Raw genomic sequence first — 23,161 nt, forward strand, 5'->3', positions numbered from 1 at the left:
GATTGAAAGTTTTTAACATGGGTTTAATTTCATTATGAAAAAAATATCGCTATTGCGGTATGGTAGGCTTTACATTTGTAAACCCCACGACGCAGGAGCTACCCGTGCAGAAACCCTCAACCCACTCAACGATTCGCCAGGTGACGGCACCTGAAACGCCGACGTTTGCATTTGACGAAATCGATTTGTCGTTGCTCAAAGTGCTGGTCTCCGACGCCAGGCTTTCGCAGCGGCAAATAGCGGGCAACCTTGGCATTTCTGCGCCGACAGTGAGCGAGCGCATGAGTCGCCTGGAAAAGGCTGGCGTGATTCGCGGCTATACCGCAGAAGTGGACTGGGCAGCACTGGGGTATCCGCTCACCGTATTCCTATCGGTTGTCGCGACACCCGGTTACGACATCGGTGACGTCATGAGCCAGATGTGGAAGATTCCAGAAGTGCAGGACGTGCTTTTGGTTACCGGAGATTTGGACTTGCTGGTCCGCCTGCGTGCACGCGACCACAACCATCTGCGTAACATCTTGATGGACAAGATCTGGCAAGTGACGGGACTGCAAGGCACTGCAACTCAAGTGTCGATTGCGGAAATGCCAGCGAAGAATTTTTCGGAGCAGCTTCTTCAGGAAATGGAGGAATACCAGAAGCAAGCTAGGCTGGGGTGAAACAACAAGATTGCGAATGGAGTGCAGGGGTGCCAGGCATCGCCTGGCACCCCTATCGACAGCGGTTTACTTGATCACACCTTCCGCACGCAGCTCAGCAACTACTTGCTCGACTGCCTGACGAGTCAGCTCGACAATCTCGTTGACCTCATCGACGGTGATGGTCAGGGGTGGCGAGAACCCCAGAATATCGCCGTGCGGCATGGCACGAGCGATCAGGTCGCGATCGCGAGCCGCCTGAGAGATACGTGCCCCTACCTTCAGCGAGGCGTCGAAGCGCACTTTCCTTTCAGGGTCAGCAACGAACTCAAGTGCTGCCAGCAGACCAATGCCACGCACCTCACCGATGATTGGGCAATCAGCGAATGTTTCCTTCAGAGTCTGGAGGAAATACGCACCGACTTTCTCAGCATTTTGCGCAATGTTCTCGCGCTCAATGATGTCCAGCACCGCGTTGGCGGTAGCCAGCCCGATCGGGTGGCCGGAGTAGGTGTAACCGTGGGAGAACGGCCCTACCTTGTCTGCACCGTCTTCCAAAACTTTGTAAACCTTCTCGCTGACAATCACCGCAGACAACGGGAAGTAGGCTGAGGTCAGCCCTTTGGCGCAAGTGATCAGGTCCGGCTCCAGGCCGAAGTGCTCACAGCCGAACATCTTGCCGGTACGACCAAAACCACACACAACTTCGTCGGCGATCAACAGGATGTCGTATTTGTCCAGAACGCGCTTGATCTCGGTCCAGTAACCTTTCGGCGGCGGGATGATGCCACCTGAACCGAGCACCGGTTCGCCGATCAAGGCACCAATAGTGTCTGCTCCTTCACGCAGAATCAGCTCTTCCAGTTCGGCGGCGCGACGAGCGGAAAACTGCTCTTCGGTCTCTCCAGGGTTCGAGCCCCAGTAGAAGTGCGGTACACCGGTACGCAGAATGATCGGAAACGGCAGGTCCATGTTGTTATGGTAGAAACTCATACCAGTCATGGAGCCGGAGATGATCGAGCTACCGTGATAGGCGCGCTCACGGGCAATGATCTTCTTCTTGTTCGGCTTACCACGCAGGTTGTTGTAATACCAAACCAGCTTGGCCTGAGTTTCGTTGGCATCGGAACCGGACTGGCCGTAAAACACCTTGCTCATGTTTCCCGGCGCCATCTTGACCAAACGCGACGACAGACGCGCCAATTGGTCAGTGGTATGGCCGGCGTAGGTGTGGAAGAACCCCAGTTTGTGCGCCTGTTCAGAAATCGCATCAGCGATCTCGGTGCGACCGTAGCCCAGGTTCATGCAGTACAGACCTGCGAAGCTGTCGATGTACTGGCGGCCAGTGGAGTCGGTGACCCGGATCCCTTTAGCATCGACGATCACGGTTGGATCGATCTTGCCGGTGGCAAAGTCCTTGAGCTGAGTGAAAGGGTGCAATACAGATGCCCGGTCCTGGGCAATCACTTCATCGTAATTATTGTCGTTCATAGCACTTTCCTGTCTTCGTCAATGGCGCCGGGTTACCCCGTCTCGCCAGGGTGATATGACCCTTAGCCGACCTGCCTGGATGAGTAAGGAGCCAACTGCCATGCCCGCTCCGCCTCGTCCTGACCCGCCATCGACACCAGCGATCACGCGAAATAAAAATCACACAACCAACTTCATTCGTCAAGCATATGCTATTTTTTTCTTTCGATTGACTAAACAAAAACCACAATTAAATTTCATACGATCGAAGCATCAAGATTCAGCTTTCCAGACTGCGAATCACTTTACTGATGAATGACTCACACTGGACAATCTGATCCAGCGTCACGAATTCATTGGCCTTGTGCGCCTGCATGATGTCGCCTGGGCCACAGATCACACTGGGAATACCCGCTTCCTGGAACTGCCCCGCTTCCGTGCCGTAAGCCACTTTGCGCTGCTCCCGATCACCGGTAAGAGCCCGTACCAGTTGGGTGATGGCCGCCTGCTCGGAAGCATCTAGCCCTGGTGCGTCAGAAATCAGGGTGAAGTCGATGGCTCCACTGGCGTGCTCGCGCTTCATCTGCGGTAGCAATACTTCATTTGCATAACGCTGGATGCGCTCGAAGATCGGCTTGGGATTGATCGTTGGCAGGTTGCGGAACTCAAACTGGAACTTGCACTCGGCCGGCACTGTATTCATTGCATTGCCACCAATGATCGTACTCGCCTGGGCCGTGGTGAATGGGACATCGTACAGCTCATCAAATGGACCTTTCTGCTTGAACTCGTCCGCCATATCACGGATGAAGCAGATGATTCTGGCGGCGTACTCGATGGCATTCAGGCCATGGGGCGTCAACGACGAGTGCGCTGCATGGCCACGCACGCAACACTCGTAGGCATTGATGCCCTTGTGCGCAATGATCGGACGCATACCTGTCGGTTCCCCGACAATGCACCCTTCTGGATTGATCCCACGGCGCATGAGCTCCTCAATCATGATCGGCGCACCGAGGCAAGTAACCTCCTCATCGAATGACAGCGCCAGGTGAATTGGCCTCTGTAACTTCGCCGCCTGCATCTGCGGTACCAATGCCAGCGCCGCGCCGATGAAACCTTTCATGTCACAGGTGCCACGGCCATACATCTTGCCGTCGATAATCACCGGTTTGAACGGATCTGTGGCCCAGTCCTGGCCATCGACCGGCACCACGTCGGTGTGACCGGACAGCACGATGCCGCCAGTGTTTTGACCAGTGACGCTGGGGATCGTGGCGAACAGGTTTGCCCATTTACCGGTGGAGTGATGCGTCAATACCGAACGCACTCCGAGCTTGGCCAGCTCATCGCGGACCACTTCGATCAGGCCGAGGTTGGAATTGCGGCTGACGGTATCGATCGAGACCAAACGCTCGATCCAGTCTAGGGATACCGGATGTGATGTCATCTGATTCATGGTTTGAACCTCATCCCTCGCGGGAATCACGGGTGTAGGTGCAGCCTTGCAGGTCTTTTGGCCATTTCGGCCACGGATACTGCAAGGCCTTGGTTTTTTAATCTTTGACGAAGAGCTTCCGCGGCACATCGGCTAGGGTTTCAACACCGGTATCCGTGATCAGGATGCTCTCGGTAATCTCTAGTCCCCAGTCCTCCATCCACAGCCCCGGCATGAAGTGGAAGGTCATGCCAGGTTTCAGCACGCTGTTGTCCGTGGGCCGCAGACTCATGGTGCGTTCGCCCCAGTCCGGCGGATAAGAGATACCGATTGGGTAGCCGCAGCGGGAATCCTTGTGAATACCGAACTTCTCCAGCACTTTGAAGAAAGCCCTTGCGATATCACCGGTGGTATTGCCTGGGCGTGCCGCATCAAGGCCTGCGTGGATACCCTCCACGACCGCCTGTTCGGCATCGAGGAAGTGCTTGGGTGGTTTGCCCAGGTAGATGGTGCGTGACATCGGACAGTGATAACGGCGATGGCAGCCGGCGATCTCGAAGAACGTGCCCGCGCCGCGTTCGAGGCGCGTGTCATCCCAAGTCAAGTGGGGCGCACTGGCATCAACACCAGTAGGCAACATCGGCACGATTGCCGGGTAGTCACCACCGTGTTCCGGAGTTCCGGCAATCGCCGTGTGGTAGATCTCGGCGACTAGATCGTTTTTCCTCATTCCTGGCTCGACAATTTCCAGGATGCGGTTATGCATGTTCTCGACAATACGCGCCGCGCGGCGCATGTAGACGATTTCCTGCGGTGACTTGACTGCACGCTGCCAGTTAACCAACCCCTCAGCATCGCTGAAAGTCGCGCTGGGCAAGTGCTTTATTAATGACTGGTAGGCTGCGGCGCTAAAGTAGTAGTTGTCCATTTCCACACCGATGTGCAGACCCGACCAACCTCGCGGAATGATGACTTCCTTGCACAGGTAGTCCATCGGATGCCGCTCTGGGGTCTGCACATAGATATCAGGGTACGGAATGATATTGTCCAACTGCAGATACACCGTGCGCTTGGCACCGTTGGAATCCTGAACCCGCCCATACCAGACCGGCTCCCCCTCGAGAGCGACCAGTACACACTGATGGGTGTAAAACGACCAACCGTCGTACCCGGTCAGCCAGGCCATGTTTGAAGGATCGGTAACCACCAGCAACTCAATACCTTTTTGCTGCATGGCTACTCGGACTTTAGCTAAACGCTCGCCGTATTCTTTCAAAGAGAACGGCAGACTGATAACCGTGTCGGGCATTGCGCATCTCCTGGTTAATTGGAAAACACATCACCTCATCTCAAGAACAAAATCACAGGCACAGGGTCGCCCCGCTGGATATCTTCAAACTGCAAGAAACCAGACATGCTCAATCAAACTTTCAGGCGGTTGCCAACACGTACGCGTTTCGCGCCCGGTTAGTAAACTTGCTGCGTTGTGACAGTGACGAAACCAAGCTTACCGACGGACCCCTTCAGGCTGATTGCCCTAGAACATTTTCTTCAAACCCCAATTGCAAAGCGTTCAGGCACACAAAGGCCCACCCCTAAAAATGCGGGAAATCAACATCGCAAGAATGAAAACTGGAAAGATAATGGACATCACGGGTGAACTCACCCGCGATATCTCTCTGTTCAGGAGACAGACGCAAATGTCCGGGCAATCAAAGCTAACGTTTCGTGCATGCGCGAATCGTTGTACTCCGCGCCAATGGAAATCCTGATGGCATTGGGTGCCTTGCAGCCAGGCACGGTAAACGGTTCGGAGGACGTTACTGCGATTCCCTGCTCGCGCAACTTTTGTACCAGCGCCTGCATGCCCCAGTAAGGTGGCACACGTAACCAGACAATCAGCCCACAGGGCTGCTGCGCCAGGATGTATTCCTTCAAGTACGAAGTGATCATTTCCTGACGCGCCTTGATCAGCTTGCGCTGCAGGACAATTAAGTGGTCGGCGGTGCCGTTATGTATCCAGCGACTAGCGATTTCCGCCATGATCGGATTGGTCATCCAGCTGGTGATTCTCAGCACGGTTTCAGCCCGGGCCGAAGCCCTTTTCGGTACGGCCAGAAAGCCGACGCGAAGAGAGGTCATCACCGACTTCGTGAGGCTGGTGCAATAGAAAGACAGATCAGGTAAATACTGACTGATCGGTGTGTGGCTACCTGCTCCTACCAGTGGCCCATACACATCGTCTTCGATGACGAACACTCCGTGGCTGGCCGCAATTTCGGCAATTTCCCTGCGCCGGGAGTCGGGCATGATGCTGCTGGTGGGATTGTTCAGGTTCGGCGTGCAGACCAATGCCGTAACGCGATCATTGCTGCACAGGTCGTCGAAATCTTCCGGTTTGATTCCGTACTGGTCCGTTTCCAATCCCTTGAGAGTAAAGCCAACGACCTGGGCACTGCCAATGATGCCGTGATCGGTCAAGTTCTCGCAGGCCACTAGGTCACCATGACTGGTGATCGATGCGAGCGCTATATGCAGGGCGTGTGTCGCGCCATTGGTGAGCATGACCCGGCAGGGCTCCACCTGTAGCCCATGCCTACTGATCCAGGCGCTAGCCACCTCCCGGTGTGCCTGGAAACCGGCGATGGGACGACAGGCACGCAACCAAGGCTGATCAATCTCAGTACTCATCTGCGCACAAAGCTCGCGCCAGCGCAGATCGTGCTCGCGATCATGCATCAGGGTGGCAGTCGAGAGATCTGCAATGGTGGGTTGTGACTCGTCGAGGATGTAAGTGGTGATATGTTTGGTGACCCGCTTCGACACATAACTGCCACGCCCCACTTCACATCGCAGCAGGCCCAGGCGCTCGAGCTCCTGATACGCATTGGTGACAGTCTGCCCGCTGATGCCCAAGGCCTGGGCGACCTGACGCTGAGACGGCAGACGTTGCAGCTCGCTCAACCGACCTTGCTCGATGTCCTCGGCGATAGCCCTAACCAGGGTCTTGTATTTGGATTCGCCTTCTTCGGCATTATCCAATGCTGCTCGCCACACTTCCAGCATGCATGCACCTCACTTTGGGGTCAGTTGATGATCGATAGCCTGCGACAAATGGCGTAATGCCCTAGAGCATTATCCATCTGAAACCGATTGGGTATGCTCGAATTGCGTCCGGACATTCACCGCCGGCACCACAGGTACCGGTTTTCCTGATCGTCGATCCAGCGCAGATCGACCATTACCGACACTCAAATACTGCCTCCTATGCCGTACACGGATCACTAAAGGAGTTGTGCAATGAGTAGTACAAATACAAGAAAAAACGGTATCACTTCAGCCATCCTCACCGCCTGGATGGTTGTAGCTATCCCTCTGACGTCCCAGGCAACAACCCTTGAGAGCCTCACCCAGAGCGGCTCGGTGCGCATCGGTTATGCAAGCGAAGCACCGTTCGCGTACACGCAAACCGATGGTTCGGTGACAGGCGAATCTCCAGAAATCGCCAAGGCGATATTCAAGCGCCTTGGTATCGACCAAACCACCGGCGTACTGACCGAATGGGGTGCATTGATCCCCGGTCTTACCGCGGGACGGTTCGATGTCATTGCCGCCGGCATGTACATCACACCTGCTCGCTGCAAGCAGGTCATATTCACTGATCCTCAGTACAAAATCACTGACACCTTCCTGGTTGCCAAAGGCAACCCAAAGAATCTGCGTAGTTACGAAGATGTGGCCAAAAATCCGGACGCCAGATTGGCGATGCTCGCAGGATCGGTGTACACAAAATATGCTAGGGATGCGGGTATCAATGATGAGCAAATCCTCCAGGTTCCGGACGCTACCGCACAATTGCAAGCCATCCTCGCCGGACGCGCGGATGCGGCGGTAAGCACCCAGCTAACCATCAAAGGCATCGCAGACAAGGGTCGGGACAAAGTCGAAGCCGTTCAGGACTTCAAGGACAGCCCTGACCACATCAACTACGGTGCCCTCGCATTCCGCCCCGCCGATAGCGCCCTTCGGGACGCGTTCAACGCGGAGTTGAAGAAATGGCTCGGCAGCGAGGACCATCTCAAGACCGTCGGGCAGTTCGGGTTCGACACCTCCAACCTTCCAGACAAGACCGCCGCACAGGTCTGCGGAAAATCCTGACGTCTTGGGCATGCGTGGCCACGGTGCGACACCGTGGCTTACCGTTTGAACTGGAGCATGATAAATGGGCGAACTATTGCCGCTTCTCCTGCAGGGCACCTGGGTCACCATCCAGGTAACTGTATTGAGCACCCTATTGGCCATTCCGGCCGCTATTATCTCTGAACTTGGGCGGCGTTCCGTCTGGGGCCCGGTACGCTGGCTCTGCGTTGCCTACGTCGAAGTATTCAGGGGCTCTTCGTTACTCGTTCAACTGTTCTGGCTGTTCTTTGTATTGCCGCTACCGCCCTTCAACATCGAACTGACGCCCTACCAGGTTGCCGTTCTCGGGATGGGTTTGCATATCGGTGCGTATGGCGCGGAAATCATGCGAGGGGCATTCAAGGCCATCCCCAAAGGGCAGTACGAAGCATGCATTGCCTTGAACTTCGGACGGTTCTCGCAATTTCGCAGAATCATCCTGCCACAGGCCATGGTCGCCGCCATTCCGCCCGGCACCAATCTGTTGATCGAATTGTTGAAGAACACCTCGCTGCTGTCACTCATCACTCTGGCCGACCTTACCTTCCGATCAAGACAGCTGGATCAGGTGACCTTTGAAACCACCAAAATTTATGCGGTGACACTGCTGATTTATTTCATCCTTGCGCAAATCATCAATCTGTTCATGCGCAGGCTGGAGAAGCGTGTTCACCTGGGGCGCATGGGAGGTAGTGTGCAATGACCATCTTCGACTGGAGTTACGCCTGGGAAATTCTCCCGCAATTGCTCCTGGCCTCGGTCAAGACCTTGCAGATCACTGTTCTGGGCTTTTGCATCGCCGTCGTGGTCGGTTTTCTGCTGACCTTGGCCAGGCGCAGCAGCATCAGGGCGCTAGCTTGGTCTGCCAGCTTGTTCGTCGAATTCATGCGCAGCACCCCATTGCTCATCCAGATCTACTTTATCTTCTTTGTTTTCCCAAGCTTCTCAATCAACTTGTCGGCCATGCAGGCAGGCTTGATAGGGATAGGGTTGCATTACGCTTGCTACCTGTCAGAAGTCTATCGCGGCGGCTTGGAAAGTGTTCCGAAAGGACAATGGGAGGCTGTGACCGCGCTCAACATGAAAGCCTCGACAGCCTACCGCCGCATCATCATCCCGCAGGCACTCAAGCCCATTCTGCCGCCCATGGGCAACTACCTGATTGCGATGCTCAAAGAAACCCCCGTGCTTTCCGCGATAACCGTGGTGGAAATCATGCTTAAGGCGAAGAACCTGGGATCGGAAAGCTTTCGCTTTCTCGAGCCGATTACCTTGGTTGGTGTGTTCTTCCTGATTATTTCCATCGCACTTTCTTACGCCGTCCGAAAAGTGGAATACCGCCTGGAGCGCCAAAAATGACAACACATCTCTCCCATTCGACGCCGTCAGCTCAACCTAGCTTTCTATCGTCAATTCCGGACAGTGGTGCGGCCGTCACTCAACGCGAACACTCTCAAGGCGTGCCTTTGATCGAGCATGCATCGCCCATCGTCGAACTGCGCAATGTGACTAAGCGCTACGGAAACATCACCGTATTGGACCACCTCGACTTGGCGGTGAAACCCGCCGAGAAGGTGGCAATTATTGGCCCAAGCGGTTCCGGCAAGTCGACACTCCTGCGCGCCTTGATGACGCTTGAACAAATAGATGAAGGGCAAATTCACATCGATGGCGAACCGCTTAACTACATGCTGGACAAGCGTGGAAATGCCATTCCTCCTAGCGTCAGTCATGTGCGTCGGGTACGCGGCAAGATCGGCATGGTCTTTCAGAGTTTCAACCTTTTCCCGCACATGTCAGCGCTGCAGAACGTCGTCGAAGCACAGGTACAAGTGCTGAACATTCCCTTCGCCGAAGCAAAAGAGCGCGCCGCCACGCTGCTGGAAAAAGTCGGCTTAGGAAACAAGATGGACAACTACCCCTCGCAACTCAGCGGGGGCCAGCAGCAGCGAGTAGCAATGGCGCGGGCGTTGGCCATGCGTCCCAGAATCATGTTGTTCGACGAGGTCACCTCTGCCCTCGACCCCGAACTGTGCGGTGAGGTGCTGAATGTCATCCGCGATTTGGGCGTGGAACATAACCTGACCATGCTCATGGTTACCCACCAGATGGGATTCGCCCGAGAGTTTGCCGACCGCGTCTGCTTTTTTCACCAGGGGCGGATCCATGAACAGGGCACGCCTGAGGCCCTGTTTACAAATCCGCAGCAGGAACGCACAAAAGCTTTCCTGAGTGCCGTCCGCGAGGCGAACTAAAGCCCGAATACTGAGATAGATCAATGCCCTTGCGATCATCCCGGAGGTCCGCCACTTCTAAAGGCACTTCGGGATGACGCCTATAACGTTGTAGGAGAACTGAAATGCGTGTTCTGGTACTGGGGAGTGGCGTGATAGGCACAGTCAGTGCGTACTACCTGGCGCGGGAAGGCTTCGAAGTGACGGTGATCGACCGCCAGGCCGGCCCGGCACTTGAAACCAGTTTCGCCAATGCGGGACAGATATCCCCCGGATACGCCTCTCCCTGGGCGGCACCGGGTGTGCCGTTGAAAGCGTTCAAATGGTTGTTCGAGCGCCATGCGCCGTTGGCGATCAAGCCCACTACCAATCTCGACCAGTACTTGTGGATGGTCCAGATGGTGAGAAACTGCACCGCCGCCCGATACGCTGTAAACAAGGAGCGCATGGTTCGCCTCTCCGAATACAGCCGCGATTGTCTGGACGAACTACGAGTTGAAACCGGCATCGATTACGAGTCTCGACAGCTGGGAACGATGCAACTGTTCCGCACTCAGGCGCAGTTTGACAACGCCGCCAAGGATATTGCGGTGCTGGAACGTTCTGGCGTCCCTTACGAAATTCTCGACCGCAACAGCATTGGTCGTGCAGAGCCAGCGCTTGAGCATGTCAAACACAAGCTGAGCGGAGCCTTGCGGCTTCCAAACGACCAGACTGGCGACTGCCAGATGTTCACCTCGAAACTGGCCAGGATCGCGACGAATCTGGGTGTGGAATTCCGGTTCAATCAGCAGGTCGAAAGCATCGAGGTTGCTGGCGACAACATTGCCGGTGTTCGCATCAATGGGCAGTTGGAGACCGCCGATCACTACGTCGTGGCCTTGGGTAGCTTCAGCCCACAGATGTTGAGGCCATTGGGCATTCAGGCACCGATATACCCGCTCAAGGGTTATTCGTTGACCATCCCCATCATCGAGCCTGAAAGATCACCCACTTCAACGATCCTGGATGAAACCTACAAGGTCGCCATTACGCGTTTTGACAAGCGTATTCGCGTAGGTGGCATGGCGGAACTCATGGGGCACGATCTTTCACTGAATCCGCTACGCAGGGAAACACTGGAGATGGTGACCAACGACTTGTTCCAAGGTGGTGGGGACCTGGAACACGCCACCTTCTGGACAGGACTGCGCCCCGCGACACCGGATGGAACCCCGATCATCGGACCTACAAAATTCAGGAACCTGTCTCTGAACATCGGTCATGGAACACTGGGATGGACTATGTCCTGCGGCTCCGGACGACTGCTTGCCGACATGCTTTCCAGAAAGAAGTCAGCCATCCGCACGGAGGGCTTCGACTTGTCGCGGTATGCGAATGACGCCGCGGAGAATGCGGGCGAACGAGCCGCACGGGCCAGTTGAATCGGTAGACGCTACACTCTGAGACCTGCGGAAAGGATAGGTTTTTCATTGATCGGCTGCCCCTATACTCGGAAGCAGTCGATCGTGTGTGCCTGAAGAGCCTGGGGAGTGCCCCAACGCCCCCCATTAAAACTCAGTCAAACGCCAAGCCAATAGAGGCAAACGCACAACGTCACCATCGAGCACAGAGTCGAGAGCAGAATACTTCGCGACACCACACCAGCTTCATGCCTGTAATACTCTGCCAGCATAAAAGGCCCCGTGCCGGTGGGAAGTGCGCTCAACAACAAAGCAGCCTGCGCCCACATCAGTGGTAGCTCGAAAACTTTGAAGGCCAAGTACCAGGTTAGCAAAGGCTGCCCGATGAGTTTGATGATGACCAAGGGCCACGCACCTTGCTGATTTCCCTCCTGCTCTTCTGCGAGGAACAAACCGAGCGAGATAAGTGCGCAAGGAGTGGTTGCGGCAGCGAGCATATCCAGCAGATGCAAAACAGGCTTGGCCAGCCCCAAACCCGTCAGTGCCCAGCCAGCACCAAGAATGGGTGATAACACCATCGGGTTCTTCACCAAGGCACGGAGTACGGTGAGTACCGCGCTGCCGATGCTGGTCTCTTGCTGCAGGCCGATCTCAACAAAAATCACCGCGATAGCGAACAGCACGCACACCACAATCAGAGACGAAATAAGCGCTGGCTCCAGCCCAGAGTGGCCGAATACCAGAAGACAAAGCGGAATCCCGATATAGCCTGTATTGGCATACGACGCGCTCAAACCATCAATGCTGGCTTCGACAAGGGGGCGGCGCTGGACCAGTCGCCAGAAGAGCGTGGTGAAGAACATCATCAAGCACCCCACGCTGAAAGTGAAAATGAACGCGGGTTGCCAGATTTCACTCCAGGTCGCGGTGGCAGTGACCTTAAAAATGAGTGCTGGCAGGCAAAGCCACACCACCATCCGATTGATTTCTGAAGCTGCACTTTCACCCAAGCGATTAGTTTTTCGGCAGACGTACCCCAAAAAGATCAGCGCGAAGATGGGCAAAACGATGGAAAAAACTGTAGTCACTTGAGTTCTTGGATATCGATTGGGCAGATAAGCGTACGATTGACAATTCATGCAGTCCAATGACAATTGAGCTATCCAACAATACGCGTAACGCATAGATGATCGAATTACGCCAGCTTCGAAATTTTCTCGCCTTGGCTGAGCATTTGCATTTCAGTAAAGCGGCAACCGCCGTGCATTTGACTCAGCCCTCGCTGAGCCGCCAGATCGCGGCGCTTGAGGCAGAACTGGGGGTCATGTTGTTCGCTCGGCATTCGCGAGCAGTCACGCTCACTGCGGCAGGGTTGGATTTTCAAGCGCACGCCAAGTCGGTAGTAGCCGCGCTGGAGCTTGCGATTCGGTCTACAAGAGCAAGCGCCCGGGGTGAACGCGGCGAGCTTCGTGTGAGCTTTACCTCCGTCGCAGCCTGGACGTTGATGCCTGCGTTGATCAAACGCTATACGGATACCTTTCCAGAGGTACGACTGGAACTCAACGAGCTGCTGCCCAAAGACATGGAGAAGGCGGTAACAACCGGGGACACTGATCTGGCTCTCACCTTTAAGGTATCCGATGAGGAAAATAGCTGTTACTTCCCTCTCCACGACGAGCCGCTGTGTATCGCATTACCTGCTGATCATCCACAAGCAACAGCTGATGCCTTCGATGTTGGCCAACTCAAAGACGCCCCCTTCATTCTTTCACCGCGGACAATCGCCCCACTACTGCACGACACAGTGCTTGCTTATTGCCGACGGTCAGGTTTCGAACCGCGGATTCGAATACAGCCGCACCTGCAACAAACCATCGTCAACCTTGTCGCAGAAGGCATGGGTGTATCAGTAGTCCCATTGGCGATGCGAAAGATGCAGATTCCTGGGGTTATCTTCAAACCGATCCCACAGGCACCAAGCGTGGAGTTCGGGATCGTATGGAACCGTCAAAATGATAACCCCTGCCTGGTCAGTTTTCTGCGCCATGTAGGCGCTTGCGCAGCAGAAACACACTCCGATACTTCTGCTCTTGCCTGATGCTATTCAACCCTGATTCCAAATAAGCTGTCGAGAAAGCGGTATGGGTCTCACACCACTACTGGAAAGTCTTTTAAAGTAGATGAATTACTTGAGCTTTATGGAGTGGAGTTGGAAGCGTGTTTTAAGACGATGGCGTAAAATCATGAAATCGCTACCCAAGTATCATAGTGGCCCTCTTTTCGTTTCTGGCACTCAAACCCTGCGTTGAAGTGCCAGCTCACTCCGAAGAAAAACTAACATCATTTCAGGGATAAATTGACCACTACATCTATGTGATCGATACATCAGAGTCTGCGGACTGATATTGCGCGCTCACGCCCCAAGGCCCGGCCGATCATTGGACTTCCACCTGCTGACAGTTTTTTCAGGTACTCGGCAATCATGTCCAACTCACCCGATAGATTGGACACCGGAGCAGCAACAACCCCCTTCTCTCCTCGCTCCCATCGATCAAGCTGGTCCGCCCAATCCTGCATCATCCTCTGCCGTTGCTCGACATACATTGCATGGTTATAGGTTGCACGAATCTGATTCGGATCTGCGTGCGACAATTGTGCATCCACCCATTTTTCGTCGTAGCCAAGCTCGTTCAATGCTGTAGAGAGCGTCGCACGGATGCCGTGCCCTGTAAGCTGGCTGTGATAGCCCATGCGCTTCAACGCAGCGTTGAGCGTATTCTCGCTGATCTGTTTGGACAGATCGTTGCGATGGGAAATCAGGTAGTGCTGCGCCGGACGCTTGAGTTTCAAAAGCTCTCTAACGATCTCTATCGCTTGTCGTGACAGCGGAACAATGTACGGTGGAATGGTGTTGCTTTCTTTCCGCTGGCGAGTCTGCAACTGCTTTACGATCACGGCAGGAATGGTCCAGATTCCCCGATCAAGATCAAACTGCCCCGGCAGTGCCGCCCGCAGCTCCCCCGTCCGCACCCCCGTTAAAAAAAGGAGCCTCAGGCCTAACTGCGTAGTAGTGCTGCCTGGGTAACGACGCAGTTTCTGGAGAAACAGCGGTAGCTCCTCCATACGTAAAAACGGGTTGTGCGACACAGGAGGCTTGGGAAGCGCGACTATATCGAGGTCTGCCGCTGGGTTGGACATGAGCCCTTTCTCGACCATGGCGTATCGAAACAACTGATTGAACCAGGTCCGGCATTTTTCCGCGGTTGTAAACGCCTGCCTCCCCTCGATCTTGCGTAACAACTCAATCAGATGCTGACGAGAAATCTCGACGATAGGAAGCTTGCCTAGCCAGGGCATTACGTCCTTGGCAAAGATACGATCGATCTGAGAAAGAGTGCTCTGGCGGCCTGTATGGAGGGTGACAGCCTTGAATGTGCGCCAAGCCAGGAATACGGCAGCAAAGGAGTTCTCAACCGCTGCGCAGGCTGCCAGGCGCTCTTCCCTTCTGACTGCGCGAGGATCAATGCCTTGTGCAACCAAGGTCCGCGCCTGGTCTCGAGCCAATCGGGCTTTCTTGAGGCAAATTTCCGGATAACTTCCCAGCGATATTCGAACCTGCCGGCCAAGCCAATAGAAACGAAAATGCCAGCTCTTCCCACTCTTGGCGCCAACGAACAGGTACAACCCGTCCATATCCTTGAGGGTATAGTCTTTTCCGTAGTGCTTGGTGTTGCGAACGGCCGTATCAGTCAAAGGCATGAACACATCTCCTCGTCTCGATCGTTTGAGGAGAGATGTACGGCTTCCGGCAATGCATCATCTATCTGGAAAGGGCTACGCATGAAACCCGAATTTCGATGTACTTATTGATGTACTTAAAATTCGTGGCTGCAGGTAGATTTCGGTAGAATTTGCCGGAACGAAAAAAGAGGCCGAAGCCTCTATTTTCAAGGCCTGCAGCATCCAGTGGACCTCTGCAAACCGACATCTTGGAGCGGGAAACGAGACTCGAACTCGCGACCCCGACCTTGGCAAGGTCGTGCTCTACCAACTGAGCTATTCCCGCGTCTTGGTGTGGCGCATTCTATAGAATCCAGAAGCCCCGTCAACCCTTTGATTCAAAAAAGTTTTATTTATTTTCAACGTCGGTCTTCAGATGTGGCCAGGCAGCCCGCAAATACTGGACCATGGACCACAATGTCAGGCCGGCAGAAACCATCAACAAGGCGTAGCCCAACAACACCCAGAAGCTGAAATCGGATGGATTGGCCAGCAGGATCACCAGTGCCAGCATCTGTGCAGCGGTTTTCCATTTGCCCAGGTTCGATACGGCGACGTGCGCACGGGCGCCGAGTTCGGCCATCCACTCGCGCAGCGCGGACACCACGATCTCACGACCAATGATCACGGCAGCCGGCAGTGTGAGCCAGAAATTACCGTGCTCCTGCACCAGCAGTACCAGCGCAACGGCCACCATCAGCTTGTCGGCAACGGGATCGAGAAAGGCCCCGAATGGCGTGCTCTGTTGCAGGCGGCGGGCCAGGTAGCCGTCCAGCCAATCGGTGGCAGCGGCAAATGCGAAGACCGAGGCTGATGCCAGATAGCTCCATTGATAAGGCAAATAGAACAGCAAAATGAAGATCGGTATGAGCAGGACGCGTAGAACGGTAATCAGATTAGGGATATTCATCGGCACAACTGGCTACGAGGTGAGGTGGCATTCTACTCGCTGTGCAGATTTGCATAAATCAACTCTGCGAGCTTTTTACTGATCCCGGGTGCTTTGGCGATCTCTTCGATGCTGGCACGAGACAGCTCCTGCAATCCACCAAAATGTTTCAACAAATCGCGGCGGCGTGTCGGCCCGACGCCGGCAACCCCCTCAAGTGTAGACGTACGACGGGTTTTGCCACGACGAGCCCGGTGCCCGGTAATGGCAAAGCGGTGAGCTTCGTCACGAATCTGCTGAATCAGGTGCAGCGCGGGAGAATCACCGCGCAAGGTGAACTCATGGGCGGCATCGTTGAGGTACAGGGTTTCGAAACCCGCCTTGCGCGTCGCCCCCTTGGCCACACCCAGCAGAATCAAGTCGGGTACCGCCAGTTCATTGAGGACATCGCGGGCCATCGATAACTGCCCCTTGCCGCCGTCCACCAGCAGGATGTCCGGCAGCTTGCCCTCCCCGTCCTTCAACTTGCTGAAGCGTCGGGTCAACGCCTGATGCATCGCCGCATAGTCATCCCCGGCTGTCACGCCTTCAATGTTGTAGCGGCGGTAATCGGATTTGAGCGGGCCTTCGGGACCGAACACCACACAGGACGCCACCGTCGCCTCGCCGCTGGAATGACTGATGTCGTAGCACTCCAGACGCTGGGGCGGCTCGTCCAGGTTCAGCACTTCGGCCAGCGCATCGAAGCGTGCGGTGATGTGTTGCCGATTCGCCAGGCGAGCCCCCAGGGCCTGCTCGGCATTGGTCACTGCCAACTGTTGCCAGCGCGCGCGCGTGCCGCGTACTCGATGGCTGATGGTCAATTCGCGACCACGCAACTCTTCGATAGCCGCAATCAGTGTCGGGAAGTCGTCGTGGACCACATTGACGATCAGTTCACTCGGCAGGTCGCGTTCAGGACTGCTGATGAAGTACTGCCCAAGAAACGCCGCCATGACCTCGGAAACATCTTCTTCGATACCGACTTGCGGGAAGAAGTTCTTGCTTCCCAGCACCCGTCCACCGCGCACACTGATCAAGTGGACGCAGGCACCTCCCGGATTGACGAACGCCGCGATCACATCGACATCACCGGTCCCACCTTCCATGCTCTGTTGATCCTGGACCCGACGCAGTAACGCGATCTGATCCCGCAACTCGGCGGCCCGCTCGAACTCCAGGTTGATCGCGGCCTCCTCCATGGCTGCCGACAATTCGTCGGTCAGCGCATTGCTGCGGCCTTCGAGGAACATCACCGAGTGTCGAACATCTTCGGCATACACCTGGGGCTCGACCAGACCGACACAAGGCGCCTTGCAGCGCTTGATCTGGTATTGCAGACAGGGACGCGTACGGTTCTTGTAATAGCTGTCTTCACACTGGCGAACGAAGAACGTCTTTTGCAGCAGGCTCAGGCTTTCTCGAATCGCCCCGGCACTGGGATACGGGCCGAAGTATTTGCCCTTGGCCTTTTTCGCACCGCGATGAATGCTCAATCGCGGGAACCGGCCATCGGACAGGAATACGTAGGGATAGGATTTGTCGTCACGCAGCAGGATGTTGTACGGCGGCCGCCATTCCTTGATCAGGGTCTGTTCAAGCAGCAAGGCCTCGGTTTCGTTGGCCGTGATGGTTGTTTCAACCTGGGCGATACGCGCCACCAGCGCAGCCGTCTTGGGCGCCAGACCGGTTTTGCGGAAGTAGCTCGACAGGCGATTCTTGAGATTCTTGGCCTTGCCGACATAAAGCAGGCGCGCATCGCTATCGAACATGCGATACACACCGGGGCGCCCACTGACAGTCGACAGAAACGCGCCTGGATCAAATTTTTCAGTCATTTTCAGAGGCTGGCATCAACCATGCCGTAACGAACCGCCAGCAGCGTCAACTCGACATCACTGCTGATCGAAAGCTTTTCGAAAATGCGGTAACGGTAGGTATTTACGGTTTTGGGCGACAGGCACAGCTTGTCGGAGATGATCTGGACTTTCTGGCATCCGACGATCATCAATGCAATCTGAATCTCCCGCTCGGACAAGGCGTCGAAAGGCGAGTCATTGGTGGGCTGAAAGGATTTGATCGCCAGTTGCTGGGCAATTTGCGGGCTGATATAGCGTTGCCCGGCAAACACCAGGCGGATCGCCTGGACCATCTCCGGCAATCCTGCCCCCTTGGTCAGGTAGCCCGCGGCACCGGCTTGCAGCAGCCGAGTGGGAAACGGATCTTCCTCGCAGACAGTGACTGCAACAACCTTGATATCCGGATGACTGCGCAACAGCTTGCGGGTCGCCTCGAGTCCGCCGATACCGGGCATCTTGACGTCCATCAACACCACATCGGGCTTCAACTCGCGCGCCTTGAGCAGGGATTCCTCCCCCGACTCGGCCTGGCCGACTACTTGAAGGCCATCGATGTCAGCGAGCATTCGTGTAATGCCTGTACGAACGAGATCATGGTCATCGACCACCAGCACCCTAATCAAGCAGACACCTCGTGATATGGTCTTATTGGGGTTGCCGACACCTTAGCAAAAAAGCTTCCGGCAGACCTAGCGGAAAGCGTCATTTAAAAAGTTTCCATTTATCTTGAAAGCCGTGTAGCCCGCGAGTTTCAGAGCGCTGGCCCGTTGACATCGCGCTGCATTCTGAAGAAACACTCATCCTTTCCTGCCACCTGTAATCCCTTTCTTTCATACAACGCTCGCGCCGGGTTGTTTTCAAACACCGTCAATCGCAGTGCCGGGCGCCGCTCCCGACACGCCATGGCAAAGACCTGATCGATCGCCCAGGAACCGGCGCCCTGCCCGCGAAACGCTTCGACAACCTGTATCTCCCGGATGTACAAGGCCCTGGCGTCGCGGCTCAGACTGACGTACCCCACCCGACGGTCACCCTGCATGATCAATCGGTTCTCGCGCCCCTTCCAGCCCACATCGAACGCCTGGTCCTGCCACAGCAGGTCATGCTCGATGTAGTAGCGCAGCATGTTGCGGCGAGTCAGGTCGCGGGCAAATTCAAGGTCGCGGTCCGTCGCCTCGCGCCATTCATACTTCATCAGGCCTCCGTCAGCGTCACAAGTTGCCCGGTCCAGCCTTCGGCATCGCGCCGGGCAATGACCATCAGGTCGCCCGTACCTGAAGCGGCGACAACCAGGGAGCCGTCTGGCCCCCAGATTGCACTGCGTCCCGCGGACGCCCAGCCTCCGGTTGCGCCACCATGGTTGGCCATCAGCACCGCCATCTCATGGTCTGCGGCATAGCCCTGCAGCAATGCCGTGTCCGGGGCATAGCCTGGCTCCGTGATCAGCACCCCCGCGGCATAGACATCTGCCCCTTGTTGCGCGGCCGCAACCGCATGGCTGGCATGGGAGAAATCGGCACACACGGCCAATGCAACCGTATCGGTGCCGATCTTCAACGGCTGGCCTCCGACGCCTGGAGCAAACGCGACCTCCTCTCCCGGATGCAGATGCTGCTTGCTGTAGACCCCTAGAGAGCCATCGCTGCCCAGCACCAGTGCACCGATTTGCACCGCTGCATTGTCCGAAAGGCGAATCGGCATTCCCACCACAGTCGTTACGCCGGCTTGCCGCGCCATGTCCCGCAACGGTTGAAGCACGACAGCCTCCGGTGCCACAGCCAGCTCCGCCGCCAGCCTGCCTTCGTAGCCAGTCAATGACAGTTCAGGAAATACGAGCAGTTGCACGCCATGCTCCGCCGCCAGGCGAATGAAACGTTGATGCCGGGCAATGTTCCCGGCAAGGTCGCCGGCGATTGAAGTCGATTGGGCAGCTGCAATAATCAGTGGCGTCATGGTCTGTCCTGATGACGTTATGCGGTGAGCGGGCACGAAGTGTGTCACAACCTTCCGGGCACCCGATCGATAGAACACGCTTCTTTGTCCGATAGCATTTTCTGATTGAATCCTCGCATCCGGCTCTAGTAAGCTCGGTGCATCCATCGGAGATCTCGCATGCTCAACGCCCTTTCACCGCTTCGTACCGCCAGCGCCTCGCGCTCGGTTGCGGCTGCACGAGTGGCAAAGGCTTGTGCTCCGGTCAGCTTTTATTTTGGGTATTGGTTTAGCCACTGGCGCGCCTGATACCCACACGGCGCCCAATTTGAACGGGTCGCCACCAGAGAATTCTCAACCCCCGGTCGGCCTCCCGACCGGGGGTTTTGTTTTTTCTGGCCCCTACATTTTTGCATCGCACCAGACATTCAGAGGATCAAGAAAATGAACTACGCCACTTATTACCGTTACGACAGTTTTACCGCCTGGCGATTTACCACCCTCCGCTCGGGACAGCCTGCCGCCTCCGATCGGTCGCCTACAGGTGGCAAGTCAACACACACAGCCAATCCGGCCAATTGTCGAACACCCTTGTAGGGCCGAGTGCGCGGGGAATGCACCCGCCACCAGCCCAGGAAGCCCGAACATGAACTCGTCCGTTTCTGCTCTGCCACTGTCCACCTTGAACCCTGCAAATGAAGCACTGACCCTGCGTCTGCCCAGCTCGTTGCAACTCAAACAACAACTGCCGCTCACCAACGCGTTGAGCCGACAAGTCGCCGCCCATCGCCATGCGGTTCGCGCGATCCTCGACGGCGAAGACGCCCGTCTTTTGGTCATTGTCGGTCCCTGCTCGATCCACGACCCCGAGTCCGCGCTTGAATACGCCGCCAACCTGGCCCGCCTGGCCAATGACGTCAGCGAAGAAATGCTGCTGGTCATGCGCGCGTACGTCGAAAAGCCCCGCACCACGGTTGGCTGGAAAGGCCTGGCCTACGATCCGCATCTGGACGGCAGTGATGACATGGCGGGGGGCCTGACCCTTTCCCGTCAGCTGATGCGTGAAATGCTCATGCTGGGTTTGCCGGTGGCAACCGAATTGTTGCAACCGATGGCCGCCGGCTACTTCGACGACCTGCTCAGCTGGGTGGCCATTGGAGCGCGCACCACCGAATCACAGATTCATCGCGAAATGGCCAGCGGCTTGAGCATGCCGGTCGGTTTCAAGAACGGCACCGACGGTGGTGTGACGGTGGCCAGTGACGCCATGCGTTCGGCGGCTCATCCGCACCGCCATTTCGGTGTCGACAGCCAGGGACACCCGGCGATCATTCAGACGCCGGGCAATGCGGACACCCATCTGGTGTTGCGTGGTGGTCATAATGGCCCGAACTACGATCGCGCCAGCGTTGCCAAGGTGCACAGCGACTTGACCCGACTCAAAATGCCGCCCCGTATCATGGTCGACTGCAGTCACGCCAACAGCGGTAAAGACCCGCTACGTCAACCGCTGGTGTTCAACGATGTGCTTGAACAGCGCTTGCGAGGTGATCGATCGCTGATCGGCATGATGATCGAAAGTCATTTGTTCGAAGGCTGCCAGCCGTTGGGTCCGTCGCTCGAATACGGCGTTTCGGTCACTGATGGCTGCCTGGGCTGGAGCGACACCGAACATCTCCTGCGCCAGACAGCGGAACGGCTACGTGCGCAGCGCATCACTGGACATCAATGAATCTTGCACCGCTGCCCAGCCTCTATGACGGGGGCTGGCAGCCCTGATTTTTCGGCGATTGTTTAATCCGCTTTCGCCCGATCAGCGCGGCCTTTTCACACGCCGCGCTGGCATCCGAGTGTTTTAGAGTGAGGCGCAGGGCAATTTCCCTGACTGCTGAACAAGGACAAAAACATGCAACGGAATGCACAGACTCACTATCCAATCCTGCTGGTTCACGGGCTGCTGGGCTTCGACGTGATAGGCAGCATCTCACTCTTTCATGACGTCAGACAGGCCTTGCGAAACGCTGGTGCGCGAGTCTTCGTGCCACAGCTGTCGGCAACCCACAGCAACGAAGCACGAGGTGCGCAGTTGCTGGCGCAAATCGAACGGGTGCGGGAACGCACTGGCGCCGACAAAGTCAATCTCTTCGGTCATAGCCAAGGCGCGTTGGCCGCTCGTTATGCAGCAGCGATTGCGCCAACGGCTGTCGCTTCAGTCACATCCGTCAGCGGCCCGAACCAGGGTTCAGAGGTCGCCGACGTCCTGCGCAAGGCCCTCACGCCCGGAAGATTGCCGGAACAGGTTGCCGAAAAAGTCGCAATTCTATTTGCGAACTTTCTTTCATTGATGGGCGCAGAGCGCGGGATGCAGCAGAACGCCATCGCCGCGCTGAACGCCCTGACCACCGAAGGCGTGGCCACGTTCAACGACAAGTACCCGCAGGGGCTGCCGGAAATCCGAGGCGGTGAAGGCCGCGAAAAGGTCAACGGCGTGGGCTATTACTCCTGGAGCGGCGTGCTGCAGAACAACCTGCCCGATGGCGGACTCAACACCCTTGACCCGGTACACGCCTGCCTGTGTGCCCTGTCCCGTTTCTTTGTCACCGAAATCGGGCAGAACGATGGCCTGGTCGGACGCTTCAGCTCTCATTTGGGCAAGGTCATTCGCTCCGACTATCCACTGGATCACTTGGCCACTCTGCGTCAGCCAGGCATTGCCGCCAGACATGGCATCGACCCCATCGACCTGTATGTGCAACACGCCGAACGTCTGAAAAATGCCGGTCTTTGACGAGCATCGGCCATCCAGGCCGCGTGAAATGGAACTTTGAGGAGAATTCGCCCACTGAATCCGGTAGGCTCGCCACTTTATCGAACATCCAAAGGAGTAATTCCCCATGGCTCGTGCCACTGCTCGCCACATCCTCGTCGCCAGCGAAGCCAAGTGCAATGAACTCAAGGCCCAAATCGAGGCGGGTGCAGACTTCGCCGAAGTCGCCAAAGCCAACTCCACGTGCCCTTCCAGCCGCCAGGGCGGTGACCTGGGTTCGTTCGGTCCGGGCCAGATGGTCAAGGAATTCGACACCGTGGTCTTCAGCGCACCGCTCAACGTCGTGCAAGGTCCGGTCAAGACCCAGTTCGGCTACCACCTGCTGGAAGTGACCAGCCGCCAGGACTGATCAGCCCCGGCTTTGAGCCACAACGGCCCGCCTTTTGGTGGGCCGTTGTGTTTCGGATATGAATTCGGCTGGCGAGGGACGCGCCGCTAGCGTACAACTTGTCGTTAACGACCACCCGGCT

21 protein-coding genes and 1 tRNA gene are annotated in these 23,161 nt (G+C 56.2%); 10 read left to right on the forward strand and 12 right to left on the reverse strand.

Features of this window, described 5'->3' with window-relative positions:
• Positions 1-104 precede the first annotated feature (104 nt).
• On the forward strand, positions 105-662 hold the full coding sequence (locus ACQKP2_RS07405; RefSeq protein ID WP_427575603.1) for an Lrp/AsnC family transcriptional regulator: 558 nt from the start codon (positions 105-107) through the stop codon (positions 660-662).
• A gap of 66 nt (positions 663-728) precedes the next feature.
• Here the strand turns inward: ACQKP2_RS07405 and ACQKP2_RS07410 are convergent, their stop codons facing one another.
• From ACQKP2_RS07410 to ACQKP2_RS07425, 4 genes are all read right to left on the reverse strand, one after another.
• A complete protein-coding gene (locus tag ACQKP2_RS07410) occupies positions 729-2,132 on the reverse strand; it encodes an aminotransferase (protein ID WP_427575605.1) in 1,404 nt (467 codons plus the stop codon).
• Positions 2,133-2,391: 259 nt separating this feature from the next.
• On the reverse strand, positions 2,392-3,570 hold the full coding sequence (argE, locus tag ACQKP2_RS07415; RefSeq protein WP_427575606.1) for an acetylornithine deacetylase: 1,179 nt from the start codon (positions 3,568-3,570) through the stop codon (positions 2,392-2,394).
• A gap of 97 nt (positions 3,571-3,667) precedes the next feature.
• Positions 3,668-4,858, reverse strand: a complete 1,191-nt coding sequence (gene doeA / locus ACQKP2_RS07420; RefSeq protein WP_427575607.1) for an ectoine hydrolase DoeA — start codon at positions 4,856-4,858, stop codon at positions 3,668-3,670.
• Positions 4,859-5,232: 374 nt separating this feature from the next.
• Entirely contained in the window at positions 5,233-6,612 is a 1,380-nt protein-coding gene (locus tag ACQKP2_RS07425; protein WP_427575652.1) for a PLP-dependent aminotransferase family protein, read from the reverse strand.
• Between the two features lie 294 nt (positions 6,613-6,906).
• Here ACQKP2_RS07425 and ehuB point away from each other — a divergent pair, with 294 nt between their 5' ends.
• The 5 genes from ehuB to ACQKP2_RS07450 all read left to right on the forward strand — a co-directional run bounded on the left by ehuB (position 6,907) and on the right by ACQKP2_RS07450 (position 11,386).
• The gene (gene ehuB, locus ACQKP2_RS07430) at positions 6,907-7,707 is read left to right on the forward strand and encodes an ectoine/hydroxyectoine ABC transporter substrate-binding protein EhuB (protein ID WP_427575653.1); all 801 of its coding nucleotides are present in this window, start codon (positions 6,907-6,909) and stop codon (positions 7,705-7,707) included.
• A gap of 64 nt (positions 7,708-7,771) precedes the next feature.
• Positions 7,772-8,431, forward strand: a complete 660-nt coding sequence (gene ehuC, locus ACQKP2_RS07435; protein WP_427575608.1) for an ectoine/hydroxyectoine ABC transporter permease subunit EhuC — start codon at positions 7,772-7,774, stop codon at positions 8,429-8,431.
• Complete coding sequence (ehuD, locus tag ACQKP2_RS07440) at positions 8,428-9,087, forward strand: ectoine/hydroxyectoine ABC transporter permease subunit EhuD (protein WP_427575609.1); 660 nt, start codon at positions 8,428-8,430, stop codon at positions 9,085-9,087. The genes ehuC and ehuD overlap by 4 nt, the downstream gene beginning before the upstream one ends.
• The gene (ehuA, locus tag ACQKP2_RS07445) at positions 9,084-9,983 is read left to right on the forward strand and encodes an ectoine/hydroxyectoine ABC transporter ATP-binding protein EhuA (RefSeq protein ID WP_427575611.1); all 900 of its coding nucleotides are present in this window, start codon (positions 9,084-9,086) and stop codon (positions 9,981-9,983) included. Before ehuD ends, ehuA begins: the two co-directional genes overlap by 4 nt.
• A 104-nt stretch (positions 9,984-10,087) precedes the next feature.
• Positions 10,088-11,386 (forward strand): D-amino acid dehydrogenase, encoded by a 1,299-nt coding sequence (locus tag ACQKP2_RS07450; protein ID WP_427575612.1) that lies wholly within the window; start codon positions 10,088-10,090, stop codon positions 11,384-11,386.
• Between the two features lie 137 nt (positions 11,387-11,523).
• On the opposite strand, the gene ACQKP2_RS07455 is transcribed toward ACQKP2_RS07450, so the two are convergent.
• Positions 11,524-12,453, reverse strand: coding sequence for an AEC family transporter (locus ACQKP2_RS07455; protein WP_427575613.1), 930 nt, complete (start codon positions 12,451-12,453; stop codon positions 11,524-11,526).
• 98 nt (positions 12,454-12,551) lie between these two features.
• Between ACQKP2_RS07455 and ACQKP2_RS07460 the strand changes: the two genes are divergently transcribed.
• Positions 12,552-13,463, forward strand: coding sequence for a LysR family transcriptional regulator (locus tag ACQKP2_RS07460; RefSeq protein ID WP_427575615.1), 912 nt, complete (start codon positions 12,552-12,554; stop codon positions 13,461-13,463).
• A gap of 287 nt (positions 13,464-13,750) precedes the next feature.
• Here the strand turns inward: ACQKP2_RS07460 and ACQKP2_RS07465 are convergent, their stop codons facing one another.
• The 7 genes from ACQKP2_RS07465 to ACQKP2_RS07495 form a co-directional block, all read right to left on the reverse strand.
• Positions 13,751-15,124, reverse strand: a complete 1,374-nt coding sequence (locus tag ACQKP2_RS07465; protein WP_427575616.1) for a tyrosine-type recombinase/integrase — start codon at positions 15,122-15,124, stop codon at positions 13,751-13,753.
• Positions 15,125-15,355: 231 nt separating this feature from the next.
• Positions 15,356-15,431, reverse strand: a tRNA-Gly gene (locus ACQKP2_RS07470).
• A 63-nt stretch (positions 15,432-15,494) separates the two neighbouring features.
• Complete coding sequence (pgsA, locus tag ACQKP2_RS07475) at positions 15,495-16,055, reverse strand: CDP-diacylglycerol--glycerol-3-phosphate 3-phosphatidyltransferase (protein WP_427575617.1); 561 nt, start codon at positions 16,053-16,055, stop codon at positions 15,495-15,497.
• A 32-nt stretch (positions 16,056-16,087) separates the two neighbouring features.
• Positions 16,088-17,911, reverse strand: a complete 1,824-nt coding sequence (gene uvrC, locus ACQKP2_RS07480; RefSeq protein WP_427575619.1) for an excinuclease ABC subunit UvrC — start codon at positions 17,909-17,911, stop codon at positions 16,088-16,090.
• 2 nt (positions 17,912-17,913) lie between these two features.
• Positions 17,914-18,555 (reverse strand): response regulator transcription factor GacA, encoded by a 642-nt coding sequence (gacA, locus tag ACQKP2_RS07485; protein WP_427575620.1) that lies wholly within the window; start codon positions 18,553-18,555, stop codon positions 17,914-17,916.
• Between the two features lie 128 nt (positions 18,556-18,683).
• Positions 18,684-19,127 carry a GNAT family N-acetyltransferase gene (locus tag ACQKP2_RS07490; RefSeq protein ID WP_427575622.1) on the reverse strand — a complete coding sequence of 148 codons (444 nt, stop codon included), beginning with the start codon at positions 19,125-19,127 and terminating at the stop codon, positions 18,684-18,686.
• The gene (locus ACQKP2_RS07495) at positions 19,127-19,885 is read right to left on the reverse strand and encodes a carbon-nitrogen hydrolase family protein (RefSeq protein WP_427575623.1); all 759 of its coding nucleotides are present in this window, start codon (positions 19,883-19,885) and stop codon (positions 19,127-19,129) included. The genes ACQKP2_RS07490 and ACQKP2_RS07495 overlap by 1 nt, the downstream gene beginning before the upstream one ends.
• A gap of 625 nt (positions 19,886-20,510) precedes the next feature.
• Between ACQKP2_RS07495 and ACQKP2_RS07500 the strand changes: the two genes are divergently transcribed.
• The 3 genes from ACQKP2_RS07500 to ACQKP2_RS07510 all read left to right on the forward strand — a co-directional run bounded on the left by ACQKP2_RS07500 (position 20,511) and on the right by ACQKP2_RS07510 (position 23,040).
• Positions 20,511-21,596 (forward strand): 3-deoxy-7-phosphoheptulonate synthase, encoded by a 1,086-nt coding sequence (locus ACQKP2_RS07500; protein ID WP_427575624.1) that lies wholly within the window; start codon positions 20,511-20,513, stop codon positions 21,594-21,596.
• A 174-nt stretch (positions 21,597-21,770) separates the two neighbouring features.
• Positions 21,771-22,652: a lipase family alpha/beta hydrolase gene (locus ACQKP2_RS07505; protein WP_427575625.1), complete on the forward strand. Its 882-nt coding sequence runs from the start codon at positions 21,771-21,773 to the stop codon at positions 22,650-22,652.
• A gap of 106 nt (positions 22,653-22,758) precedes the next feature.
• The gene (locus ACQKP2_RS07510; protein WP_015094906.1) at positions 22,759-23,040 is read left to right on the forward strand and encodes a peptidylprolyl isomerase; all 282 of its coding nucleotides are present in this window, start codon (positions 22,759-22,761) and stop codon (positions 23,038-23,040) included.
• Positions 23,041-23,161: the final 121 nt, after the last annotated feature.

The organism is Pseudomonas sp. NPDC089569 (genome assembly GCF_050280625.1).
Lineage (GTDB): Bacteria > Pseudomonadota > Gammaproteobacteria > Pseudomonadales > Pseudomonadaceae > Aquipseudomonas.